At 42.6% G+C, this 23,613-nt stretch carries 18 protein-coding genes; 16 read left to right on the top strand and 2 right to left on the bottom strand.

Features of this window, described 5'->3' with window-relative positions; all coding sequences use genetic code 11:
• Positions 1-23: 23 nt before the first annotated feature.
• The 3 genes from HFD85_RS03505 (at position 24) to HFD85_RS03495 (ending at position 3,471) form a co-directional block, all read left to right on the top strand.
• Positions 24-647 (top strand): copper homeostasis protein CutC, encoded by a 624-nt coding sequence (locus HFD85_RS03505; RefSeq protein WP_167605217.1) that lies wholly within the window; start codon positions 24-26, stop codon positions 645-647.
• 37 nt (positions 648-684) lie between these two features.
• On the top strand, positions 685-2,163 hold the full coding sequence (locus HFD85_RS03500) for an alpha-L-fucosidase (protein WP_167605216.1): 1,479 nt from the start codon (positions 685-687) through the stop codon (positions 2,161-2,163).
• 111 nt (positions 2,164-2,274) lie between these two features.
• Complete coding sequence (locus HFD85_RS03495) at positions 2,275-3,471, top strand: hypothetical protein (protein WP_167605215.1); 1,197 nt, start codon at positions 2,275-2,277, stop codon at positions 3,469-3,471.
• A 15-nt stretch (positions 3,472-3,486) separates the two neighbouring features.
• On the opposite strand, the gene HFD85_RS03490 is transcribed toward HFD85_RS03495, so the two are convergent.
• Positions 3,487-5,448, bottom strand: coding sequence for an ATP-binding protein (locus HFD85_RS03490; RefSeq protein ID WP_167605214.1), 1,962 nt, complete (start codon positions 5,446-5,448; stop codon positions 3,487-3,489).
• Positions 5,449-5,694: 246 nt separating this feature from the next.
• Between HFD85_RS03490 and HFD85_RS03485 the strand changes: the two genes are divergently transcribed.
• Both HFD85_RS03485 and HFD85_RS03480 read left to right on the top strand, forming a co-directional pair.
• Positions 5,695-7,290, top strand: a complete 1,596-nt coding sequence (locus HFD85_RS03485) for a SulP family inorganic anion transporter (protein ID WP_167605213.1) — start codon at positions 5,695-5,697, stop codon at positions 7,288-7,290.
• A gap of 191 nt (positions 7,291-7,481) precedes the next feature.
• Positions 7,482-8,684 (top strand): hypothetical protein, encoded by a 1,203-nt coding sequence (locus HFD85_RS03480; RefSeq protein ID WP_167605212.1) that lies wholly within the window; start codon positions 7,482-7,484, stop codon positions 8,682-8,684.
• Between the two features lie 29 nt (positions 8,685-8,713).
• On the opposite strand, the gene hydE is transcribed toward HFD85_RS03480, so the two are convergent.
• Entirely contained in the window at positions 8,714-9,829 is a 1,116-nt protein-coding gene (gene hydE, locus HFD85_RS03475; protein WP_167605211.1) for a [FeFe] hydrogenase H-cluster radical SAM maturase HydE, read from the bottom strand.
• A gap of 156 nt (positions 9,830-9,985) precedes the next feature.
• Here hydE and sigZ point away from each other — a divergent pair, with 156 nt between their 5' ends.
• From sigZ to HFD85_RS03420, 11 genes are all read left to right on the top strand, one after another.
• A complete protein-coding gene (gene sigZ, locus HFD85_RS03470) occupies positions 9,986-10,540 on the top strand; it encodes an RNA polymerase sigma factor SigZ (RefSeq protein ID WP_167605210.1) in 555 nt (184 codons plus the stop codon).
• Positions 10,541-10,607: 67 nt separating this feature from the next.
• Positions 10,608-11,381 carry an arsenite methyltransferase gene (arsM, locus tag HFD85_RS03465; protein ID WP_206081848.1) on the top strand — a complete coding sequence of 258 codons (774 nt, stop codon included), beginning with the start codon at positions 10,608-10,610 and terminating at the stop codon, positions 11,379-11,381.
• Positions 11,381-11,815: an arsenic resistance N-acetyltransferase ArsN2 gene (gene arsN2, locus HFD85_RS03460; RefSeq protein ID WP_167605208.1), complete on the top strand. Its 435-nt coding sequence runs from the start codon at positions 11,381-11,383 to the stop codon at positions 11,813-11,815. Before arsM ends, arsN2 begins: the two co-directional genes overlap by 1 nt.
• Positions 11,816-12,093: 278 nt before the next feature.
• Positions 12,094-14,352: a VIT domain-containing protein gene (locus HFD85_RS03455; protein WP_167605207.1), complete on the top strand. Its 2,259-nt coding sequence runs from the start codon at positions 12,094-12,096 to the stop codon at positions 14,350-14,352.
• Positions 14,353-14,590: 238 nt separating this feature from the next.
• On the top strand, positions 14,591-14,836 hold the full coding sequence (locus HFD85_RS03450) for a TM1266 family iron-only hydrogenase system putative regulator (protein WP_167605206.1): 246 nt from the start codon (positions 14,591-14,593) through the stop codon (positions 14,834-14,836).
• A 143-nt stretch (positions 14,837-14,979) separates the two neighbouring features.
• Positions 14,980-16,371 (top strand): [FeFe] hydrogenase H-cluster radical SAM maturase HydG, encoded by a 1,392-nt coding sequence (gene hydG, locus HFD85_RS03445; protein WP_167605205.1) that lies wholly within the window; start codon positions 14,980-14,982, stop codon positions 16,369-16,371.
• 69 nt (positions 16,372-16,440) lie between these two features.
• Positions 16,441-17,835 carry an aspartate ammonia-lyase gene (locus HFD85_RS03440; protein WP_167605204.1) on the top strand — a complete coding sequence of 465 codons (1,395 nt, stop codon included), beginning with the start codon at positions 16,441-16,443 and terminating at the stop codon, positions 17,833-17,835.
• Between the two features lie 188 nt (positions 17,836-18,023).
• Positions 18,024-18,347 carry a hypothetical protein gene (locus HFD85_RS03435; protein ID WP_167605203.1) on the top strand — a complete coding sequence of 108 codons (324 nt, stop codon included), beginning with the start codon at positions 18,024-18,026 and terminating at the stop codon, positions 18,345-18,347.
• A 193-nt stretch (positions 18,348-18,540) separates the two neighbouring features.
• Positions 18,541-18,864 (top strand): hypothetical protein, encoded by a 324-nt coding sequence (locus HFD85_RS03430; protein WP_167605202.1) that lies wholly within the window; start codon positions 18,541-18,543, stop codon positions 18,862-18,864.
• Between the two features lie 105 nt (positions 18,865-18,969).
• Positions 18,970-20,205 carry a [FeFe] hydrogenase H-cluster maturation GTPase HydF gene (hydF, locus tag HFD85_RS03425; RefSeq protein ID WP_167605201.1) on the top strand — a complete coding sequence of 412 codons (1,236 nt, stop codon included), beginning with the start codon at positions 18,970-18,972 and terminating at the stop codon, positions 20,203-20,205.
• A 129-nt stretch (positions 20,206-20,334) separates the two neighbouring features.
• Positions 20,335-23,556 carry a WD40/YVTN/BNR-like repeat-containing protein gene (locus HFD85_RS03420; protein WP_167605200.1) on the top strand — a complete coding sequence of 1,074 codons (3,222 nt, stop codon included), beginning with the start codon at positions 20,335-20,337 and terminating at the stop codon, positions 23,554-23,556.
• Positions 23,557-23,613 lie beyond the last annotated feature (57 nt).

Here is a 23,613-nt window from a genome sequence, read left to right as displayed (position 1 = left end):
GTCCGTTTTTAACTGTAAATATCATGATCAAAGAAGCTTGTGTTGAGACTTTTGAAGAAGCTGCCAAAGCACAGGAACGTGGCGCCAGTCGCATTGAGCTATGCTCCGATCTGGCTAACGACGGGCTTACTCCTTCGGACGAATTAATGCAAAAAGCCTGTACTGAGTTGAACATTCCGGTGATGGTAATGATTCGGCCACGAGCCGGAAATTTCGTACACACCCAGTCTGAAATAGAAGAAATGAAAGCCGCAATTGATCGTGCCAAGGCTGCGAATGCTGCGGGTGTAGTTTTTGGTCTTTTAACTCCTGACAACCAAATCGACGAGCCCAACACACGACTTCTGGCAGAATATGCTCAACCACTTCCGGTTACTTTCCACAAGGCCATCGACGAACTTGATGATCCGGTTGAAGGCGTTCGGATTTTAAAACAAATTCCGGGAATTAAACGTATCCTTACCTCCGGCGGAAAAGCCACTGCTATGGAAGGCCAGGAAACCATTCGGGAAATGATTCAGATAGCAGGCGAGCAGATCATTATTCTGGTAGCCGGTAAGGTGCTTGATTCGAATGTTGACGAAGTAAGCGATAAGACCGGGGCAGCGGAACTTCACGGCAGAAGAATTGTCGGCGACTTACAATGAAATCAATTAGTATGAAAATTCAATAAACTTTATCACGATGAGAAAACTGATATTCATTTTACCTTTTCTGTTTGTATTTGCGGCCCATGCGCAATACGAGCATGAAGTTACCGGCTACGTTTGGCCGGAAGACGAGCAATTATTACAAAAACTTGAAGATTGGCAAGACCTGAAATTTGGCTTGTTAATGCACTGGGGAGCCTACAGTCAGTGGGGTGTTGTTGAATCATGGTCGCTTTGCCCCGAAGATGAAGGTTGGTGCGAGCGTAAAAAAGGAAGTAATCCTGACGACTATTTCACGTATAAAAAAGAATACGAAAACCTGAAACTAACATTCAACCCCATAAATTTCAATCCTGAAAAATGGGCAGCTGCTGCTTCAAATGCAGGGATGAAATATGTGGTTTTTACAACCAAACACCACGATGGTTTCTGTATGTTCGATTCGAAATACACCGATTATAAGATCACTTCGGATGAATGCGCTTTCGGCAAAAATGAAAAAGCCAATGTTGCCAAGGAAGTTTTTGATGCATTTCGCGAAGAAGGAATGTGGGCAGGAGCTTATTTCTCGAAACCTGACTGGAATAATGAATATTACTGGGATCCTAAATTTCCTCCGTTCGACAGAAACGTAAATTACGATCCACATCTTTATCCTGAAAAATGGGAGAAATTTGTAGAATTTACGCACAACCAGGTTATGGAACTGATGGAAGACTACGGTAAAATTGACATCCTGTGGCTCGATGGCGGTTGGGTCAGTAAAAAGTCGGATGAGGCGATGAAAGCTTTTTACGAAAGTCGTTCAGCACAGGCGCCGGGTGGATTTATTAAAAACCGCGTTGTAGACCAGGATATTCGAATGAGTGAACTGGCAGCTAAAGCACGCGAAAAACAACCCGGACTTATTGTGGTCGACCGTGCCGTTCCGGGACCTAACCAGAATTACCTCACTCCGGAAAACCGTGTTCCCGACACCCAACTTCCTTATCCATGGGAGTCGTGTATAATTGCCGGCGGTGGCTGGTCGTGGGTGCCCGATGCAAAATACATGAGCCCAAAACAAGCCATTCACATGTTAGTTGACATTGTGGCAAAAGGCGGAAACTTATTGTACAACATCGCGCCGGGACCTGACGGAAGCTGGCACAAAGAAGCATACGAACTGCTTGATGCCATGGGAAAATGGATTGATGTTAACGGCGAAGCCATCTACTCAACCCGCGCCATTGCACCTTATAAAACCGAGAACGTTTGTTTGACTCAGCAAAAGGATACGAAAGCGGTTTATGCCATCTACCTGGAGCAGGAAGACGGATCTGGTATTCCAAAATCGTTTACAGTAAATGGTATTAAAGCTGCTAAAAATGCGAAATTGAGCATGCTTGGCGCCAAAGGCAGTCTGAAATGGAAAAATACAGCTGAAGGAATCGAAATCAGCGTTCCTGAAAACATCAGGAAGAACCTGCCTTGCGGTTTAGCCTGGGCAGTTAAAATTTCGGAAGTAGAATAAATTCATAGATAAATTTCAATGTTTGAGAGCCATTCGTTTCTAACGAATGGCTCTTTTTTTATTGCGAGTTACTAAATTTAAATAACTTTAAAATCGCCAAAAATACCACTTATGCCAATTAGCACAAATACTTTCTTACTGATAATCACTTTAATAACCATTCACGTTGCGGACAATAATCAACCACTATCCGGCGTATCAACCGTTGTGGAAACTCCGCATATCGATTTCATTGAGATGTCGGCTGTGCAGCCTCACGAATCAAATCCTGATGTTATTTGGTATGATGATTTTAGACTCGAAAAAGCGTACCTGGAGTCTTCAGGAAAAATCGATTACGAAGTAAAGTTTGGAATTACCGGTGGATCGATGGAAGCCGGATTTGAAAAAGACATGATTGAGGGGAAAGGAAATCGCAAAGTTGCATTTGGCGATTTTCCCTCAAACAGAAATGTACTCAGAGCAGGAGAACATTTCGATGAAATTTATTGGCGCATATATGTGAAACACGAATACGGCTGGGAAGGTGCACCTGCAAAAATGTCGCGGGCAACAAGTATCGTATCAGCCAGATCATGGCGACAAGCAATGATTGCCCATGTTTGGAGTGGAGAAGGAAATTCGCTGACACTTGATCCTGTGCGGGGAGTTGATGAACAAAGTGCAAAAGTAAAAACACAGCATTATAACGATTTTAAGAATTTTCATTGGCTGGGGAATAGTCCGTGTTCCGAGTTTCAGATATCTTCAACCGAGGAATCAGGTTACTGGGTTTTAGTAGAATCGATGGTACGGCTTAACACACCGGGGAAAAACGACGGGCTGAATCGACTATGGATTGATGGGCGACTGGAAGCCGAGCGTACCAACCTGAACCTGAGAGGTACTTACACCGAACACGGCATAAATGCAGTTTTTCTGGAAGCTTACTGGAACGACGGAGCCATAAAAACAGAAAATCGTTGGTTTGACAATTTTGTGATTTCTACCCAGGCGATTGGGCCGGTTGTGTGTCCGGCAAATCCGGTAATCCATAAGACCCCTTACCACGGCCGAGACTCATTATCGGCGTGGGAAATAGAACTTGCAACGGACTATTCCGGAAACAGCATTGTATTTCAATCAAAAGAAATACGACCACAGGAAGCCATAAAAATAGCAAGTGAGAACGGAACCTTTTCGGGCATGCTGCAAAAGAAATCTAAATTGACTTCGGGAGAAACATATTTTTGCCGGGTACGACAAAAAAATTACAACAATATTTGGTCAGACTGGAGTCGTTGGCATCAACCCTTTACTGTTGAATAAAAACAATCAATACAGCTATAAACCTGCCGGAATCGTAAACCAAAACTCAGAACCTTTTCCTTCTTCGCTTCGCACACCTATTTTCCCGCCGTGCAGCTCAACAAATTCCTTACAAAGCAACAAGCCTAGGCCCGTTCCTTTTTCGTTGTTTGTTCCGTGTGTACTCTCAATACTGCCTTCCGAGAAAAGCAACTTTAAACGATCTGCCGGAATCCCGATACCGGAATCCTTCACCGCAATTCGAATGTTCTCCATATCTTCTTTCACTCCAATTTCGATAGATCCGTTTTTCGGAGTAAATTTGATGGCATTGTTAACCAGGTTGATCAAAACAATTTGCAACAGGTTCATATCTGCATTAATCGTGAGTTGTTCGTCCTGATTCAGTGTAATATCAATGCCTTTCAGCTTGGCCTGATTAATGCTCATATCCCGCACTTTGGAAGTCAGATTTCCAACAGGAAAATCTTCACGGTAGAGTTTGATTTTTTTGCGTTGCGAACGCGACCAGGCCAGCAAGTTTGAAATAAAGCGATAGGCTTCTTCTGAAGTTTGCTGAATAAGTGAAGCGCTGGTTTTAGCATTTTCCAGATCTTTCTCTTCCAGACTTTCAACCAGCAATTCGCTTCCCCCGAGTAACACGTGAAAAGGGCTCACCAGGTCGTGCGAAATAATGGAAAAGATCTTATCCTTTGCGTCATTCGATTCAGCCAGTTCAGCACTTAGTTTCGAAATCTTCTTATTGCGATAAACCAAAATTATCAGAAACGATAGCAGCATCACTATAAAAGCAAAAGCAAATCCCTGCATTCGTTGCTTATTTTTGAGATTCATGTGAACCGTATATAGTTGCTCTGTAATGCTAAAACGATCTTTAATCTGAGATAAATTTTGAAACTGAACAGCTGAAAACAATGAGTCGTAAACAGCCAAATACGTCTGATAAAACTCTGAAGCTGTTTTATATTCGTGTTGATCGAAATAAAATTCGCCTTTTGCCTTATAAACTTTCAAAATATTGCCAGTAAGCTTTGATTCGCCCGCCACAAGCAAAGCCTCATTCAAAACTTTTTCGCAAGCGGCATATTCGCCTTTTTTCGCCAGCACATTGGCAATCCCCAATTGGCACTCTGTTTGCCCTGTCCTGTTTTCCCGCTCCTTAAAAAGCGCCAAAGCTTTTATGTAGTAAACATATGCCGAATCCAGCTCATTCTTTTTAAAATAAACATCGCCCAGCCCTTCCAACGCATAGGCCATATAGCTTTTATTGTCGAGTCGGAGATGGCTTTGAAGCGATTCCCTGAAATTCTTCATAGCCTCATCGGTCTGTCCCATCAAAAATAAAGTCTGGGCAATTTCCAGTTTTGCCGAAGCGATCCCTACAGTATCATTAAAGGTTTCACGTAAGGCAATTGCTTTGTTAAAGTAATTAAGAGCCGCATCATAATCCTCGTTCAAGCGATTGAGGTATCCCAGGTTTATGAAACTGTATGCGATACCCTTCTTATCTTTCAATTTTTGAAATAATTCACCCGAACGTTCTGCATATTCCTGGGCCAGCGAAACATTTCCGATCCGATAAAATGCGTCACCCAAATTATTGTAAACATAGGCCAGTTCAACAGCATCGTCCACCTCCAGAATAATTGGCAATCCCAGGTTATAATAGTAAATGGCCTTATGAACATCGTCTTTGTAGTGCTGGTAAACCACACCTACGTAATTATAAAGTACTCCCAGCTCTTTTGTAAATCCCTTACGTTTTGCTATTTCAATTCCTTTCAGTCCATATTCTATGGCTTTATCCGAATGCTTCTCACGGTTCTTCCAGCATAGTTCAGAAAGCAGATGAACCTGTTCGATTGCAGGTAGCGAATCCAATGCCGCAATTGATACCGTCTGTTCGTCCTGACTTTTTACTTTCGGAACAAAAAAACACATAACGATTACTAAGAAATATACCCGTAATTGGCCCATAAACTTAATCGGATTTGCGCCAAAGATAAAAAAATACTGTAATCCAAACATCAGTTTAAACCATTCTACATGCTTAATTACAATGCATTAGCACTGAACACCAGTTTACCTCAATATTAACAATCCTGAAATAATAGCGCTGCAGAACTCTATTCCGGGATTATGCCCTATTTTCGCGCGCTCATTCAGAGAATTATTTAGACCAAATACGAATAAGCAAGAATTCTCCCGAAAAAATAAGTTACCATGAAGTTTCAATTTCAGTTTATAGATAAAAAACAAGGAACCATTAAAGATGATATCCTTTCAGGATTAACCGTGTCGCTGGCGTTGGTACCCGAAGCAGTAGCATTTGCTTTTGTAGCAGGTGTTTCGCCCATTGTTGGTTTGTACGGTGCATTTATGATGGGCCTGGTGACTTCTATTTTTGGTGGCCGCCCGGGTATGATTTCCGGGGCAACCGGAGCCATGGCAGTGGTGATGGTTAGCCTGGTACAAAAAGGAAACGCAATGGGCGATATGCAAGGCTTGCAGTATCTTTTTGCAGCCCTCATTCTTGCCGGAACAATACAAAGCCTGTTTGGTGTTTTCAAGCTCGGAAAGTTTATTCGTTTGGTTCCTCATTCGGTAATGATGGGTTTTGTGAATGGTCTGGCAATTGTAATCTTTCTGTCGCAACTGAACATGTTTAAGGCAGGAGGCGAATGGTTAAGCGGAACCCCGCTGTACACAATGCTCGGGCTGGTAGCATTAACAATGGCAATTATGTATTTCCTCCCCAAATTGAGCAAAGCCATTCCTGCAGCCCTGGTCGGAATATTGGTTGTTTCGGCCATCGTTATTTTTGGAAATATTGAAACTGAAACCGTTAAATCATTTATACAGTCGGGCGGAGGAGAAGGCATTAAAGCAGGTCTCCCCACTTTCAATGTGCCTGTAATTCCATTCAATATTGAAACACTGAAACTGATTCTTCCCTACTCGCTGATTCTTGCCGCAGTTGGTTTGATCGAGTCGCTGATGACACTGAACCTTGTAGATGAACTCACTGAAACACGCGGAAGTGGAAACCGCGAGTGTGTAGCGCAGGGAACTGCCAACATTGTTAACGGATTTTTTGGCGGTATGGGTGGTTGTGCCATGATCGGGCAAAGTATTATCAACATTAAATCCGGTGGGCGCGGTCGCTTGTCAGGAATTTTTGCAGCTGTTATGTTGCTTATGTTTATCCTGTTCGCATCAAGCTATATTGAAATGATCCCGATTGCGGCACTTGTTGGTGTGATGTTCATGGTAGTAATCGGAACTTTTGCCTGGAGTACTTTCAACATCATCAATAAAATTCCTTTGTCCGATTTAATTGTGATTGTTTTGGTAACCGGGCTTACGGTTATTTTCGATCTGGCCATTGCAGTTTTGGCCGGTGTAATTGTATCAGCTTTGGTTTTCTCGTGGGAAAACGCCAAACGCATTCGGGCCCGCAAAAGCGTTGACGAACACGGCATTAAACATTACGAAATTTTTGGCCCCTTGTTTTTCGGATCTACTACCTTATTCCAATCTAAATTTGATGTTCAAAACGATCCGGACGAAGTAATCGTAGATTTTAAGGAATCGCGTATTATGGATCAGTCGGCCATTGAAGCGATCAACAAACTGGCCGAGCGTTACCAGAAAGTTGGTAAAACCATCCATTTACGCCACCTCAGCAAGGATTGTATCAAACTGGTGAAACGGGCTGAAAAAATTTGCGATGTGAATGTACTGGAAGACCCCAACTATTTTGTAGCCATCGACAACTACAACCGGATTGTGAATAAGAGCAGCACACCATTTAACTAGTCCGGTTACGACAGGCTGGAATTCTAAATAGCCTGTTCCTCACAAAAAATCTGATAATTAATCCCTTCAAAATGCAACCTCTTGTTTATTGCCTTGTCTTTTAGGATAGAACTTGATGTAATTAATGTATTGCATCAATTAATAAACTATAAATGAATCAGTTTGCGTAAATTTACAACTTAACCATCGTTATGAAAATTTCTATCCTCATACTCCTGCTTACGGCACTTCTCGTTGTTCAGGGCAGAGCTCAAAGTACCGGAACCTTAAAAGAAGCCAAGCTCCAAATTACACTGATCACGCCGATTGGAACAAACGGGACCAATTCAATCAATACCATTAATACGGTTTCATTCAACATTCTGGCCGGATATCATTCCGCTGTCAGGGGATTCGAATTTGGAGGTATTGCCAACCTGAACCGCGATTTTGTGAACGGCTTTCAATGGGCAGGTATCGCCAATTATACCGGTGCTGATGTAACCGGTTTTCAGTGGGCAGGTATTTCAAATGTTAACCTGGGCAATGCAAATGCTTTTCAGTTTGCAGGAATAAGCAATGTTAATATTGGCAGTTCTCAAATTTTCCAGGGAGCCGGAATTGTTAATTATACCATGGGTAGTTCAAACCTGATCCAGGCAGCCGGAATCGTAAATTATGCCGAGGAGTTAAACGGTGCGCAGTTTGCCGGTATTGTAAACTTTGCCCTTCGCGATGTGAACGGTGCACAGCTGGCGGGAATTGTCAACGCCGGGAAAAGTGTTCGCGGACTTCAGGCAGCCGGGATTGTTAATGCAACAAAATATGTGCATGGAGCTCAAATTGCCGGAATACTAAACGTTGCGCAAAAAGTAGAAGGACTTCAATTATCGGTTTTAAATGTTGCCGACAGTGTGGTTAGCGGAGTTCCGATAGGTGTTTTAAGTATAGTTCGAAATGGATTTCATGAATTTGAAATTGGATTTAGCGAAGGTCTGAATACCACTGCATCGTTAAAACTCGGGGTCGACCGGTTCTACAATATTTTTGCAATTGGCACGCAGTTTCTCAACGATTTTCGCTGGGGTGTGGGTTACGGAATCGGGACTCACCTTGTGAAAAATACTGATTTCAAGGTAAATCTCGAAGCCATTTCGTACCAGATAAACGAGGGTACGGAGTGGACTGACGCCTACAATGGGCTACAACAATTAAAGTTGACTTTTGCCGGAGGCCAGAACGAGCACGTTCAGTTTTACGCCGGACCAACGTTTAACCTGATGGTTTCGGATTATGTGAATAAAAATGGCAAGATTGGTTCCGATTTTCCGCCTTATTCAATCTGGAGTAAAACTAATGGCAATACCAACCTTCGGTTCTGGATTGGCGTAAATGCAGGAATCCGGATTCACTGATTGTAATCGAGCTTGGACTAATTCGACAATTATTTGCCGGTTTGCATTCGCTTTATAAAATGCCTGGAATCGCCCCACTCGTTGTAACCAATTTCAGCGCCTGCCAGTTCAATCCGGGCTTCCAGACAATTACGACATAATTCTGCGTCTTCATCCAAACAAGGCTTGTTCTCGTATAACTGGTATTCTTCGCGGTATTCGCAGGGAGTCAGATTAGGCATGATCACATTGGCACCAACAGCCAGTGCTTTTTCACGCCCGGCCGGATCGATGGCCTGCAAAGCGGTTGCTGCAGCTATATTAATATCGGGCATCAGTAAACGCAGTACAGCAACCATGTTTAGTGCCAGGTTAAACCGTTCCTGTTTGCTCATCAACATATTCCGGTATTGGTAAAGCGGCGTATCTTCATGCTCGAGGTAAGGCCCCATTCCACACATGTCGATGTCGAGTTTTTTCATAAACAAGAGATCATTAGCCAGGTCTTCATAGGTTTGAAAAGGCAGTCCGATCATAACTCCTGTGCCCACCTGGTAACCGGCTTCCTTTAAAAATCCAAGCGCTTCAATTCGTTTCTCAAACGAATGATCGTCGTTTTTGGGATGAATTTTATAATAAAGCTCACGGTTGCTCGATTCGATGCGCAACAAATAACGATGTGCCCCACTTTCGAACCAACGCTTGTACGTTTCCAGCGTTTGCTCACCGCAGCTTAAAGTGATGCCAAGCTCGTTATTCGAAAGTTGCTTAATCTTTTTCAGCAGCTTATCCACGCGGTCGACAAATGCCGGTGTCGACAATTCGCCCGATTGCAGCACCACCGAAGCAAATCCGTTTTTCCAGGCAAAGCGGCAGGCGTCCAGAATCTCCTCGTCTTTTGCATGGTAGCGCAGCACTTTTTCGTTGCCTTTACGAATGCCACAGTACAAACAATCTTTCGAGCAGATATTCGAAAATTCAATCAGTCCACGAAAATAGACCTTGTTGCCTACCTCGCGGTTTTTAACCTCCTGCGACCGTTTTAAAAGTTGGATTCGCTCCTCGCCTTTTGATCGGATTAAAACAATCAGCTCTTCCTTTGAAAAGGTCTTTCGCTTTAATATTTCCTGAAAATTATTCACGCTGCGAAGATAGAAATTTACCATGTGTTACTTTCAAAATATGTTTCGCCATTAACATTTTTATTACTTAGTTTCTAATTTTGGTGTATCCAAAACATCACTTTTCCGTCAACAGAAATAGATAGCGTTTGCTATTAGCATCTAAAGCAAATTAAATATTCTAATTTTATATGGATTATTATGAACGACGAAATCAACCATATCTGGAAAGAACATCACGACCAACTGCTTGACTTTATTCGAAAAAGAACAAAAGATCCGATTGAGGCGGAGGATATTTTGCAGGAAGTCTTTCTGAAGATATTGGATAAGATAGATTCTTTGAAAGATTCTGAAAAGCTTAAAAGCTGGATGTATCAAATTGCACGTAACACCATTATCGATCATTTCCGTTTACAGAAAAAGGAAGACAAACAAATTCATTATGTTACATCAGAGGAAGATGAACCTGAAGACAATTCATCGATGAAGGAAGCTGAAAGCTGGATTGGATTGTACATCGATGGGCTGCCTGAGAATTATAAAGAGGCCGTGGTATTATCGGAATTAAACGGATTGTCGATTGGTGAAGTTGCAGAAAAACTAAACATCAGTTACACCAACGCACGGGCCCGTGTTCACCGTGGACGACAAGCGTTGAAGAAAAGTCTTACTGATTGCTGTACCTTTCATGTGGACGTTTACGGCAACATTATCGACTATCATCGTAATGCCCCGGTTTGTAAAAAATGCTAAAAGTAGCTTCAACCTGTGTCCGATTTCATTTTTCCCCGTCTACCATATGAATAAAAAAATGAAGATCATGAAAAATGAAAATGAAATCAGGGAAACTGTACAAAAAGCATACAGCAGAATAGCTAATTCAAGTGTTGAATTGCAAAACGGATGTTGCACAACCAGCGAAAGCGAACCTTGCTGCATTACCCACGACAATATTGATCTCCAATCATTAAGAATTGGATATACTGAGGATGATATTAGAGCAGTTCCTGAAAATTCAAATCTCGGCCTGGGTAGCGGAAATCCAATTGCGATTGCAAACCTGCAAGAAGGGGAAACAGTAGTTGATCTGGGAAGCGGAGCTGGATTCGATGTGTTTCTTGCATCCGGGAAAGTGGGTAAAAAAGGAAAAGCAATTGGAGTTGATATGACTCAGGCCATGATTGCCAAAGCACGAAAAAATGCGACTAAAATCGAATCAAACAATGTTGAATTCCGCCTGGGAGAAATAGAACACCTTCCGGTTGGCAATGATTTTGCAGATGTAATCATATCGAATTGCGTGATCAATCTTTCTCCGGAGAAACAACAGGTTTTCAACGAAGCTTTCCGCGTTTTAAAATCCGGTGGGCGACTCGCCATTTCCGATCCGGTAAGCCTTGGCGAGATTGCTGAAGAAGACAAACGTAACATGGATCTTTACTGTTCCTGTATATCTGGAGCATCTTCAATTGATAGCCTAACGAACATGCTGGAAAATTCGGGATTCGTAAATATTAAAATTACTCCTCAAAACAATAATTTGAATGAGCGGATTGTTTCGGCTTACATAGAAGCGACAAAACCATTAAGCTAATGGATGAGATTCTGAAATTAAACAACAGCGACCGAACCTCAATAGCAACCCTGTTAGAATCGCATAATTTGCCGGTTTCTGACCTGGAAACAGCACCGGTAGTTTTTTACGGGATAACGAAAGACGAACAGTTAATCGCCATTGGCGCATTGGAAATTATTAAGCCGGTGGCTTTGCTGAGGTCTGTAGCCGTTCATCCCGATCATCAAAAAAAGGGCCTTGGAAAACAGATTATCACCTTTCTCGAGAACAAGGCTAAAGAACTTAATATTCAGAGACTGTACCTGTTAACAACTACCGCGGAATCATTTTTCAGCCAATTAAATTATCAGGAGATTTCGCGTGATTTATGCCCTTCGGAAATTCAATCGACATCTGAATATTCTGCACTTTGTCCTTCATCGGCTGTTTGTTTTTACAAAGCAATTTTGTAGCAAAAAGATGTTGTTGTTATTTGAACTTTCTGCGGAGATTTATAAGTTCGATTCGTACTTCGCCTGAAATCGTAACTACCTGTTTGATCTCATTCATTTTCTGACTCTTCAGCTAGTAATCGACAATGCGATTATAAAAAGATAAGATTCCAATTCAGTTTAAAATGTTTTAAATATCTTTATTGGTCAAATGTTCGTTTTAAACGACAAAAAGCGAATACGCAACCATTTATCACGTTCTTGCATCTTTCTTTCAAATACCTTTTAAACCAATAAAAATGAAAACATTAATGTTAACAAGGTCTATCCCAACCTTACTCGCTCTTCTTTTCGTAACGCTTACTGTTCAACTCAAAGCACAAGAGCAAGATTCCGTCACCGATCAAACGTCCTCACCCTTCTTTTTTGTAAAATCCGATGATGGAACTGTTGACCAGCTTCCGTTAAAAGCGACCTCTGCCGATGTCATAATAAGTGGAGTAATTGCCGATGTTACCGTAAAACAAACTTATTGCAACGTTGGCGAAAAGCCGCTTGAGGCTATCTATATTTTCCCGGCATCGACCAAAGCAGCCGTTTATTTTATGCAGATGGAGTTGGGTGGCAGAATATTAAAAGCAGAAATACGCGAAAAAGAACAAGCCAGAGAAGAGTATGAAGAGGCAAAAGAAGAAGGTAAAACAACCACGCTTCTTGAACAACAACGCCCAAATGTTTTTCAGATGAATGTAGCGAACATACTTCCCGGAGATACCATCAACATTGAAATGCGATATACTGAACTACTGACGCCGCTTGAAGGTGTTTACGAATTTGTTTATCCAACCGTTGTAGGTCCCCGGTATGCAGAACTTTCGCACGAAGGAGACAGTTCGTGGATTGAAATCCCCTATACACATGAGGGAGAAGCTCCAACATATGACTTCGACATTAGCACAACAATAAATGCCGGAATGCCAATTCAGGAAATCAGCTCACCTTCACACTCAAACCTTGAAATCGATTATTTATCGGATAACAGCGCCCGGTGCCGGCTTCCCGAAAGTGAAAAGAAGTCGGGAAACAAAGATTTTGTGTTACGGTATGTACTTTCGGGTGAAGGCCTGAGTTCAGGGATGTTGCTTTACGAAGGTGAAGATGAAAATTTCTTCCTGACCATGATTCAACCTCCGAAATCACCAACTGCAGGAGATATTCCACCTCGCGAATATGTATTTATCATGGACGTTTCCGGATCGATGAATGGTTTTCCTATAAATATTTCCAAAATTCTTTTAACCGACCTGATTTCAAATTTAAGTCCCGGGGATAAATTCAATGTTATTTGTTTTGCAGGTGGCACACAAACACTTGCAGATCATTCACTGGACGCCACTCAGGAAAATATAGACAAAGCCCTTGATGTAATTAACAATAAGGACGGGAGTGGCGGTACCAACATGTTACTTGCCCTTCAGAAAGCATTGGCCTTACCTGGCACTGAAGATTTTTCGAGAACTTTCGTTATAGTCACTGATGGTTATGTGAGTGTAGAGCAGGAAGCATTCGACCTGATTCGAAATAACCTTTCGGAAGCCAATTTTTTTGCATTTGGAATAGGCAGCTCGGTAAACCGCTACCTCATTGAAGGAATTGCACATGTTGGGATGGGCGAACCTTTTGTTATTTTGAATGAAGATGAAGCGCTGGTGCAATCGGAGAAGTTCCGACAGTACATACAGACACCAGTTCTTACCAATATTGAGATCAATTACAATAATTTTAATGTATACGATGTTGAACCCTTAACGATTCCTGATGTGTTTGCCGCACGTCCGATCATTACTTTTGGTAAATGGACGGGAAATCCGACAGGCTACGTTGAAATTTCCGGACAAACGGGAACCAGTAACTTTTTCCAGCGCCTTAATATTACCGACTACTCCCCGGATCCGGAAAACGAAGCACTTAAATATTTATGGGCACGATACCTTATTCAACGACTCGACGATTACAGTGGCGTAAGCAATAGTAATAATGAAGAGCTTAAAGCGATAATCACAGAACTCGGATTGAAATACAATCTATTGACACGATACACTTCATTTATCGCAATCGATTCGTTGATAAGGAATACGGGAGATTCAGTTACAACGGTAACACAGCCTTTACCCCTGCCCGAAGGAGTTGGCGATTTGGCAGTTGGAGGAAACTACGCAACCGGCTTGTACTCGGCTGATGCCATGTCTTTCAAAGAGTCGGAAGCTGAACAGTCAAGATCGAATATCAACAGGATTTATCCAAATCCGGCTAAGCTAGACTTTAAAGTGTGGTTGCATATCGATACAGAAGATTTACTCTTTAATAAAAAACTGTATTTCTTCGACATGAATGGGCATCTTCTTAAAACCGTAGAAATAAATAACATTGTTGATGAATTTATAAAAGTTAGTCTTGCCCGAAGCGATTTAGGTGCTCTGCCAAACGGAATTTATCGGGTGGCGTTAATTATCGATGGCAAATCAGTAAGTTCAAAAAACATTATCATTTCAAATTAATATTAAACAACATAGCATTTAAAGATAATTCTCATATAAAATTGAGGCTCTTTAACTTACCTTTACGCCCGAATCCTGCGGGAAGGCAATAGCTGACTTTAGGGGGAACAACACAAGATGTATGAGGTAAAAAGGCAAAAGTCTTTTTATTCCTGTATCTCCACTATTCCCGCAGAAATTATTTATGAACCGATTTTTAGTCTGAATACTCAGAACTGAAATCTCAGTACTCAAATAAATGAAACGATTAGGTTTTGTGGGAATTATTATTGAAGATCGTGAAAAATGCGCCGGTATTGTAAATACGGTGTTAAGCGACTTTTCTGACCTCATTCTGGCCCGCACCGGACTACCCCACATTAAAGAAAATACTTCAGTAATCACACTGGTGATCGATTCAACCACCGACGAACTTGGAAAACTGACCGGGAAACTGGGATCGATTCCAGGGGTTTCGGTAAAATCAGGATTAGCAAAAAAATAGCGATAAACAAAACAGATATGAAAAAGTATTCAATCATCCCCCGCTCTCCGTCAAATGACGGATCGCTTCCCCCTTTGAAGGGGGATTAGGGGGATGAAATTTCACAGAGCCTCGAACGATTAACTTTAAAATTTTCAACTACCATGTACAAAATAGAAGCCGATTATATCAACGAACAAAAAATTTGGGAAACGCTGGAAAGCAATAAAAATCCGGATGCTGCCAAAATCAGGGAAGTGCTTGAAAAAGCGAAAGAAATGAAGGGGCTCAGCCTCGAAGATGTTGCCGTGCTGACCTGTATTAGCGATCCGGAAATGCTGGCTGAATTGTTCAACACAGCCAATCACGTTAAGGAAACCATTTACGGAAAGCGTCTGGTTCTGTTCGCTCCCTTATACATTTCGAACCTTTGCGCCAACGAATGCCTTTACTGTGCTTTTAGGGCCACGAACAAGGAAATTGACCGGCATGCATTGTCGCAGGAGCACATTGCACGCGAAGTGGAAGTACTGATCAAGCAGGGGCATAAACGAATTTTGCTGGTTGCCGGTGAGTCGTACCCCAAAGAAGGACTTCAATACGTGTTGGATTCGGTACGTACCGTATATGGCGTAAAATCGGAGCATGGCGAAATTCGTCGTGTAAATGTAAATGTAGCTCCGTTAAGCGTTGATGAGTTTAAACAATTAAAGGCGGAGAATATTGGAACTTATCAGATCTTCCAGGAAACCTATCACCGCGAAACCTACGCAAAGGTTCACGTTGGCGGCAAAAAACGTGATTACAACTGGCGCGTCTGGTCCTTGCACCGGGCAATGGAAGCCGGCATCGACGATGTAGGAATCGGAGTTCTTTTCGGACTTTTTGATTACCGTTTCGAAATGCTGGCCATGATGCAACACATTAACGAACTGGAAGAAAAGTTTGGTGTTGGGCCGCATACCATCAGCGTTCCGCGAATGGAACCTGCGACAAACAGCGATATGGCTTCGCATCCGCCTTTCCCTGTTTCCGATATCGACTTTAGAAAAATTGTAGCTATTCTGCGTCTGGCAGTTCCTTACACCGGCATTATCATGTCGACCCGCGAAACAGCCAAAATGCGCCGCGAAACTTTTGCGCTGGGAGTTAGTCAGATTTCCGCCGGAAGCAAAACCAATCCGGGAGGTTATGAAGAAGATGATGCAATTTCAGGGCAGTTCAGCCTAGGCGATCACCGCCCACTCGACGAAGTTATTCGTGACGTCGCTTCGATGGGTTATGTACCGTCGTTTTGTACAGCCTGCTACCGGATGGGAAGAACCGGTCAAGATTTTATGGACCTGGCAAAACCCGGCGACATCAAACTGCACTGTGCTCCTAACGCTTTAAGTTCGTTTAAGGAATACCTGCAGAACTTTGCCAGCCCTAATACGGTAGCTGTAGGTGATGAATTTATTCAGAAAAACATTGCAGAAATGAATGGCATTGCACGTCAACGAGCCGAAAAACTGGTGAAGCGAGTAGAAGCCGGAAGAGATGATGTGTACTGTTAATATGGCCTTGTGCTTTGAGCATTGAGCAAGAATTCAACAAAATCATGTAATCCCAAAATCAAGTTAATCATGGTCAAAACGAGGGAAGAAAAAGATCTACTAGGCACCAAACAAATTCCGGCAGACATGTTGTGGGGAATCCATACTGCCCGTGCGGTTGAGAACTTTCCGATCAGCAATCAGAAAATAAATCATGAATTAATTAAAGCTTACGGCGAAGTAAAACTGGCCTGTGCACAAACCAATTCGCAACTTGCGTATTGGAAAGATCCTGAAAAGACTTCTGCCATCGGGCAGGCTTGTTCCGAATTGGCGCAGGGGCTCTTGAAAGAATACATCGTTGTTGATGCCTTACAAGGCGGTGCAGGCACGTCTACCAACATGAACGTGAACGAGGTAATCGCAAACCGGGCATTACAAATCTTAGGTGAAGAACCGGGAAATTACGACCTCATTTCTCCGCTTGATGATATCAACCTTCACCAAAGTACCAACGACACCTACCCCACCGCGTTTAAAGTTGCAGCCATCCGCTTGCTTCGCGAACTGGAGCAGCAAGTTTTGGCGCTTCAGGAAGCCTTTCAGCAAAAGGAAAAAGAATTTGCCCACATTGTAAAAATCGGCCGTACTCAGTTGCAGGATGCTGTGTTAACAACGCTTGGAAGAGAAATGAGTGCTTATGCCGAAGCTTTTAACCGCGACCGATGGCGAATTTACAAATGCGAAGAAAGACTACGGGTGGTTAATCTTGGTGGAACAGCCATCGGTACCGGCTTGGGCGCACCTAAGAAATTTATCTTTCAGGTAGTTGACAAACTCCGCGAAAATACAAATATCGGTCTCGCCCGTAGTGAAAACCTGATCGACAACACGCAGAACGCCGATGTTTTTGTGGAAGTCTCAGGCATTCTAAAAGCCTGTGCGACCAATCTTCTTAAAATAAGTAACGATTTACGTTTCATGTCGAGTGGCCCCGACGCAGGTCTGGGTGAAATCTCACTGCCTGAAATGCAGGCCGGTTCGTCGATTATGCCGGGGAAAGTGAATCCGGTAATTCCCGAAGCAGTTGCGCAGGCTGCCATAAAAGTGATGGCCAACGATCAGGCTATTGCACAGGCTTGCAGTGCAGGCAACCTGGAACTGAATCAATTCATGCCGCTGATTGCCGACTCGCTTCTCGAATCACTAACTTTGTTATCGAACGCCAGCAAGATATTTAGCGAAAAGTGTGTTTCCGGGCTAATTGCGAATGAAGAAATATGTAAACAACAGGTTGAAAATTCAACGGCCTCAATTACAGCGCTTATTCCAAAAATAGGATACAAAAAAGCCAGCGAAGTTGCGGCTCTCTCCAAATCTAAAAAGATAACAATCAGAGAATCAGTTCTTCTATTAAAGATTATGACTGCTTCAGAATTCGAAGAACTGATCACTCCTGAACAGGTTTGCCGACTGGGAAACTAAATAATCCCTTCTATTAACAAGCCATTAACAATCACACTACCTCTGATAATCAGTATTTTATGAAATATTTGATTTTTCAGATTAAAATATCTTAATATTTATTTGGATTTTATGATCGAGATTTTCTATCTTGTTGCAAATTAAGATAAATAGCTATATAATTATTTTATAACTTTAAAATTAAAATCATGAAGAAAGTACTATTTGTATTAGCCCTGGTTGCAGTTTACGGAGTATCAATGGCAATGACACAAGCTCCTGTTGTTGCAATTAATGATAATGTAACAATTGTTGCCGATGATGCGAAAAGCGAAGTAGAAAAAGAAAAAGAGAAAAAAGCTGCGAAAAGCGAAGCCAAAGCTGAGGCAAAATCTGAAGCTAAAGGTTGTGGTGGTGAAAAAGCTGCCAAATCAGAAGGATGTGCTGGCGAAAAATCAGCAGCTAAAGGTGAAGGTTGCGACACTAAAAAAACTGCTGAAGCTAAAAGCGGCGGTGGTTGCGGAGGAAAATAAGGATACGAATATCCTTGATTATATACAAAAACCGTTTGTCATAAACTGACAAACGGTTTTTTCGTTTATGTACTTTTGAGTTGTCATTTTAATTGAAAAAATCTTATCTTTCAATCGGCTAAAAATCAATATTTTATTTAATACTGAACAATAGTTATTAATAATTTCATATTAACCTTTAACATTTAAAATGATGAAAAAGATCCTACTTGTACTTGCTCTGATTGTAGCTTACGGAGTATCAATGGCTAACACTTCAGCAAAAACAATCGTTACTGAAAAGACCAAAGTGAGCATTGTTGCTGACGACAACAGCCAAATTGCATTTTCTGAAGAAGATAAAGAGAAAAAGAAAAAAACCGAAAAGAAAGCAGAAAGTGCAGAAAAAGCTACCGATGCTAAAAAATCTACCGGTTGCAGCGAGGCACAAAAGAAAAGCTGCGCAGCCAGTGGAAAAACTTGTGGCGAAGAAAAGAAGGCTACCACTACAAAAAAATGTTGTGGCGGAGGGAATTAACAGCCATCTAATTAAGATATTAAAGGGTGCTTTTGCACCCTTTTTTTGTTTTTCGTTGCTTGAAATACTTTGATTGCTTACTTTCACCACGGAAAACAGGAAGACATGAGAGCACCAAAAACATTTCGTTTACATATTGGGATTTTTGGCCGCAGAAATGCCGGCAAATCAAGTATCTTGAATGCACTTACGCAACAGGATGTCTCGATTGTTTCCGAGGTGGCCGGCACAACAACCGATCCGGTTGAAAAGCCAATGGAGCTGCTTCCTCTCGGCCCCGTGCTATTTATCGACACAGCAGGGATTGACGATGTAGGCGATCTCGGCGAAAAACGAGTAGCCAAAACACTGGCTGTTTTCGACCGAACCGATCTGGGTGTAATTGTATCTAATTTCCAGGACTGGGGCAAATACGAAGAAAGGCTTATGGGCGAGCTCAAAGACCGGAACATCCCTTTCATCATCGTATTTAATAAAACCGATATTCATTCCGAAGATCTTTCGATTGCTTCAACACTTGATTCCGTTAAAATTAAATACGTTCAAACTTCTGTACTGAAAGGAACCGGAATTTCCGATCTCCGACAATTGTTATTGCGTTCGGCACCGGCAGAATTTATTGAACGCCCAACTATTCTTGCCGACCTGGTTGGAGCAGGCGAACTGGCTGTTCTGGTGGTACCTATCGATAAAGAAGCTCCAAAAGGGAGGCTGATTCTACCGCAGGTACAAAGCATACGCGACTTGCTCGACAACGATGCTTTCACGCTTGTAGTAAAAGAGCGGGAACTGCGTGAAGCGATTTCACGTTTTAACACTCCACCCAAGCTGGTAGTTACCGACTCGCAGGCATTCTTAAAAGTTGCTGCCGATACTCCACACGAAATCCCAATGACTTCGTTCTCAATATTATTTGCGCGCTTCCAGGGCGACCTGCTCGAAATGGTGAAAGGCGCGATGGCCATAGATAAACTCAAAACCGGCGACAAGGTGCTGATTGCCGAAGCCTGTTCACACCATCCTATCGGCGAAGACATTGGAACCGTAAAAATACCACGCTGGTTAACACAGTATGTTGGCGGCAAACTGGAGATAGACAGTATTCGCGGACACGATTTCCCGGCCAATATTTCCGACTACAAACTGATCATTCACTGCGGTGCCTGCATGTGGAACCGCCGAGAAATGCTGAGTCGCATTATGAAAGCGCGACAAGCCAAGGTTCCAATTACCAACTACGGCCTCACTATTGCCTACTCGCTTGGAATTTTTGAACGTGCCCTTCAACCTTTTCCTGCTGCTTTGGAAGTTTACAAAGCTGCTAACCAACCAATGCATTAATCAGCACTTATTGCAATTTGCTACAAATTTAAGCCGGAACACAACTTCGTGTTTTGGCTTTTATGCTTTTAGAAAAACATTGCTATTTTTAGGGAAAGAATTGCAAAACCACAATTAATTACCTTTAAAATGAAAAAATTGCTGTTTAATGTAAGAAGTAAGTTTACTTCTTTGATCATCCTTTGTACGCTTTTTGGATTTTCGCTGTCAGCACAAAAGCTTGATATCGATAAGCTGGAAAGTATGGAAGCCAGAAGTATCGGTCCAGCAGGAATGAGTGGCCGGATTGTTGCAATTGATGCCGTTGTTACCAATCCCGACATTATTTATGCCGGAGCTGCCTCAGGTGGCGTTTGGAAATCGGAAGACGGAGGAATAACCTGGAATCCCATTTTCGATGATGAAAAGCTTATCAATATCGGGGCAATCAAAATCTGTCAGTCAAATCCCGATATTATCTGGGTAGGAACCGGAGAAGGCAATCCCCGAAACTCGATTAATATAGGTGGAGGTTTGTACAAATCGATGGATGCCGGAAAAACCTGGAAATTGCTGGGTCTCGAAAAAACAAAAAATATCCACCGTATTTTGCTTGATCCACGTGACGAAAATGTAGCTTATATCGGAGTAATCGGAAATCCTTATGCCGAACATTCCGAACGCGGCTTGTACAAAACAACTGACGGAGGTGATACTTTTGAAAAGATCCTGTACGTGGATGAAAAAACCGGAGTTGGTGAAATGATCATGGATCCTACCAATCCGAACAAACTTTTTGTGAACATGTGGGAACATCACCGCTGGCCGTGGTTCTTCACATCAGGTGGACCGGGTTCCGGTTTGTACGTGACTCAGGACGGAGGAAAAAACTGGACCAAACTGACTTCGAAAGACAATGGCATTCCGGATGGTGATCTGGGTAGAATGGGACTGGCCATTGCCCCCAGCAATCCGAATGTGGTTTATGCGCTTATTGAATCGAAAAAGAATGCCCTTTATAAATCAACCGACGGAGGAAAAAATTTCAAAAAAATAAACGACAAGAGTGAAATCGGCAACCGGCCGTTCTACTATTGTGAAATTTATGCCGATCCTAAAGATCACAACCGCTTGTACAGCCTGCACACCGGAATTACTATGAGTGAAGATGGCGGACGCAGCTTCACTTCCATTGAAGGCGGGACACACTCCGACCACCACGCTATGTGGATCAATCCCGAAAATCCGGCACATCTGATAGAGGGCAACGATGGAGGGATGAATATTTCGTACGATTATGGAAAAACCTGGCGTTTTGTAGAGAATCTGCCTGTTGGTCAGTTTTACCATATTAATGTTGACAACGAACTGCCTTACCACGTTTACGGAGGAATGCAGGATAACGGATCGTGGAAAGGCCCGGGTTATATTTATCAAACCGGAGGTATTCTTAACCAGATGTGGCTGGAAGTAATGTTTGGTGATGGCTTTGATGTTATTCCGGACCCTGATGATGCCAGGTGGGGATACGCTATGTCGCAACAGGGCAATGTTGGAAGATACGACTCAAAAACCGGGAACACCTATTCCATCAAACCGGTTGCTCCCGAAATGGACACCCAGCTACGGTTCCACTGGAATGCCGCCATGGCTCAGGATCCAAATGATAACAACACCATATACTTTGGTTCGCAATTCGTTCACAAAAGTACCGACAAGGGTTTGACCTGGGAAATCATTTCACCCGACCTGACTACCAACGATACCACCAAACAAAAGTTTAGCGAAAGTGGAGGATTAACTTTTGATGTTACCGGAGCAGAAAATCACACGTGCATTCTGACCATCGCCCCCAGTAAATTGGATAAAAATGTGATCTGGGTGGGTACTGATGACGGAAACCTGCAAGTAACACGCGACGGCGGCAAAACCTGGGCCAACGTAAACAAACTGCCGGGTCTTCCGGAAGCAAGCTGGATTCCCCAGGTTCGCGCTTCAACATACGACGCCGGAACAGCCTGGGTTGTTGCCAATAATTATCGCCGTGGTGATTTTACCGCTTACGCATACTTAACTAACGATTTCGGAAAAACATGGAAACGAATTGTAAACGATGATAAAGTTTTTGGGTACACACTAACAATTCTGCAGGATCCGGTTGAACCAAACCTGGTTTTCATGGGAACAGAGCATGGTTTGTGGGTAAGTATTGATAAAGGCGAAAGCTGGACAAGATGGAGTCACGGTTTTCCTGCCGTTTCAACAATGGATCTTGCAATTCAGGAGAGAGAAGCTGACCTTGTCATTGCAACCTTTGGCCGTTCAATATACATCCTCGACGATATTCGTCCTTTACGAAAAACAGCAGCTACTTCCGGGGAAATCCTGGATCAAAAATTGGCAATTTTCGAACCAAATAATGCCATAATCGTGAATGGAGAACTATCAAATATGGGATCACATTTCCCTGCTGATGCTATTTTCTCGGGCGAGAACAAGCCAACCGGAGCGCAAATAAAAGTGCTGGTTGCAAAAGAAGAGAAGGAAGAAAAAGAATCGGATAGTGAGAGCAGAGGTCGTCGCGGCGGAGCAAAAGCCGATTCGCTAAAAGTTTACGTTTACGATGCAGAAAACACCCTGGTTAAAACAGTTGATATGATTCCGGAAAACGGACTGAACATTGTTCGCTGGAGATTGGATAGCGGAGATCTGAAGATGCCACGCAGAGGTGGACAGGAAGGAGAATTGAGCAGGTACATGCGTAGAAGCAGAAGCTCTAAAACAGTCCTTCCGGGAACTTACAAACTTGTGGCAGAATACAAGGACTTAAAAGATTCAACCGAATTAAAAGTTGTTATGGATCCAAGAGTTCCGAAATCGGATGAAGTAATGCTGGCCCAAAATGCCATGGTGGATGAATTGACCAAAAACCTTGAAGTGCTTTACAACGGAACTGAACGCCTTATTGAAAGCAAAAGCGTCACTGATAAAATCTCTACGCAGCTAAAAGGATTGGAGGGTGATGAAATTAAAGCACTGCAAAAAGAGGTAAAAGCGGTTCAGGATTCCATTGCTGCAATACAGGATATGATTTTTGGCAAACAGGACCTGAATGCACAGGGAATCACTTCACGTGATTACGATAAGTATGTAAATGGCAAAGTTTTTATGGCCATCCGACAGATCACTTCACGTCCCGGAATGCCAACAGCAACCGAGGAAAGATTGACCGAATTTGCTAAGCTCAAAATCAGGGAAGGAGTAGATGCCATCAATGCTTTCTATGAAAATACATGGCCCGGATTTAGAACTAAAGTGGAAGAAACACAAATATCCCTGTTTAAGGAATACAAACCACTGGAACTCGATTAAGCTGATACAACAGCAGAAAATATAGTAAAGCCTCCGTATATTTACGGGGGCTTTCTT

The sequence above is a fragment of the Maribellus sediminis genome, assembly GCF_011799805.1.
In the GTDB taxonomy this organism is placed as follows: Bacteria; Bacteroidota; Bacteroidia; order Bacteroidales; family Prolixibacteraceae; genus Draconibacterium; species Draconibacterium sediminis_A.
This window is presented reverse-complemented; position numbering and strand designations above follow the sequence as displayed.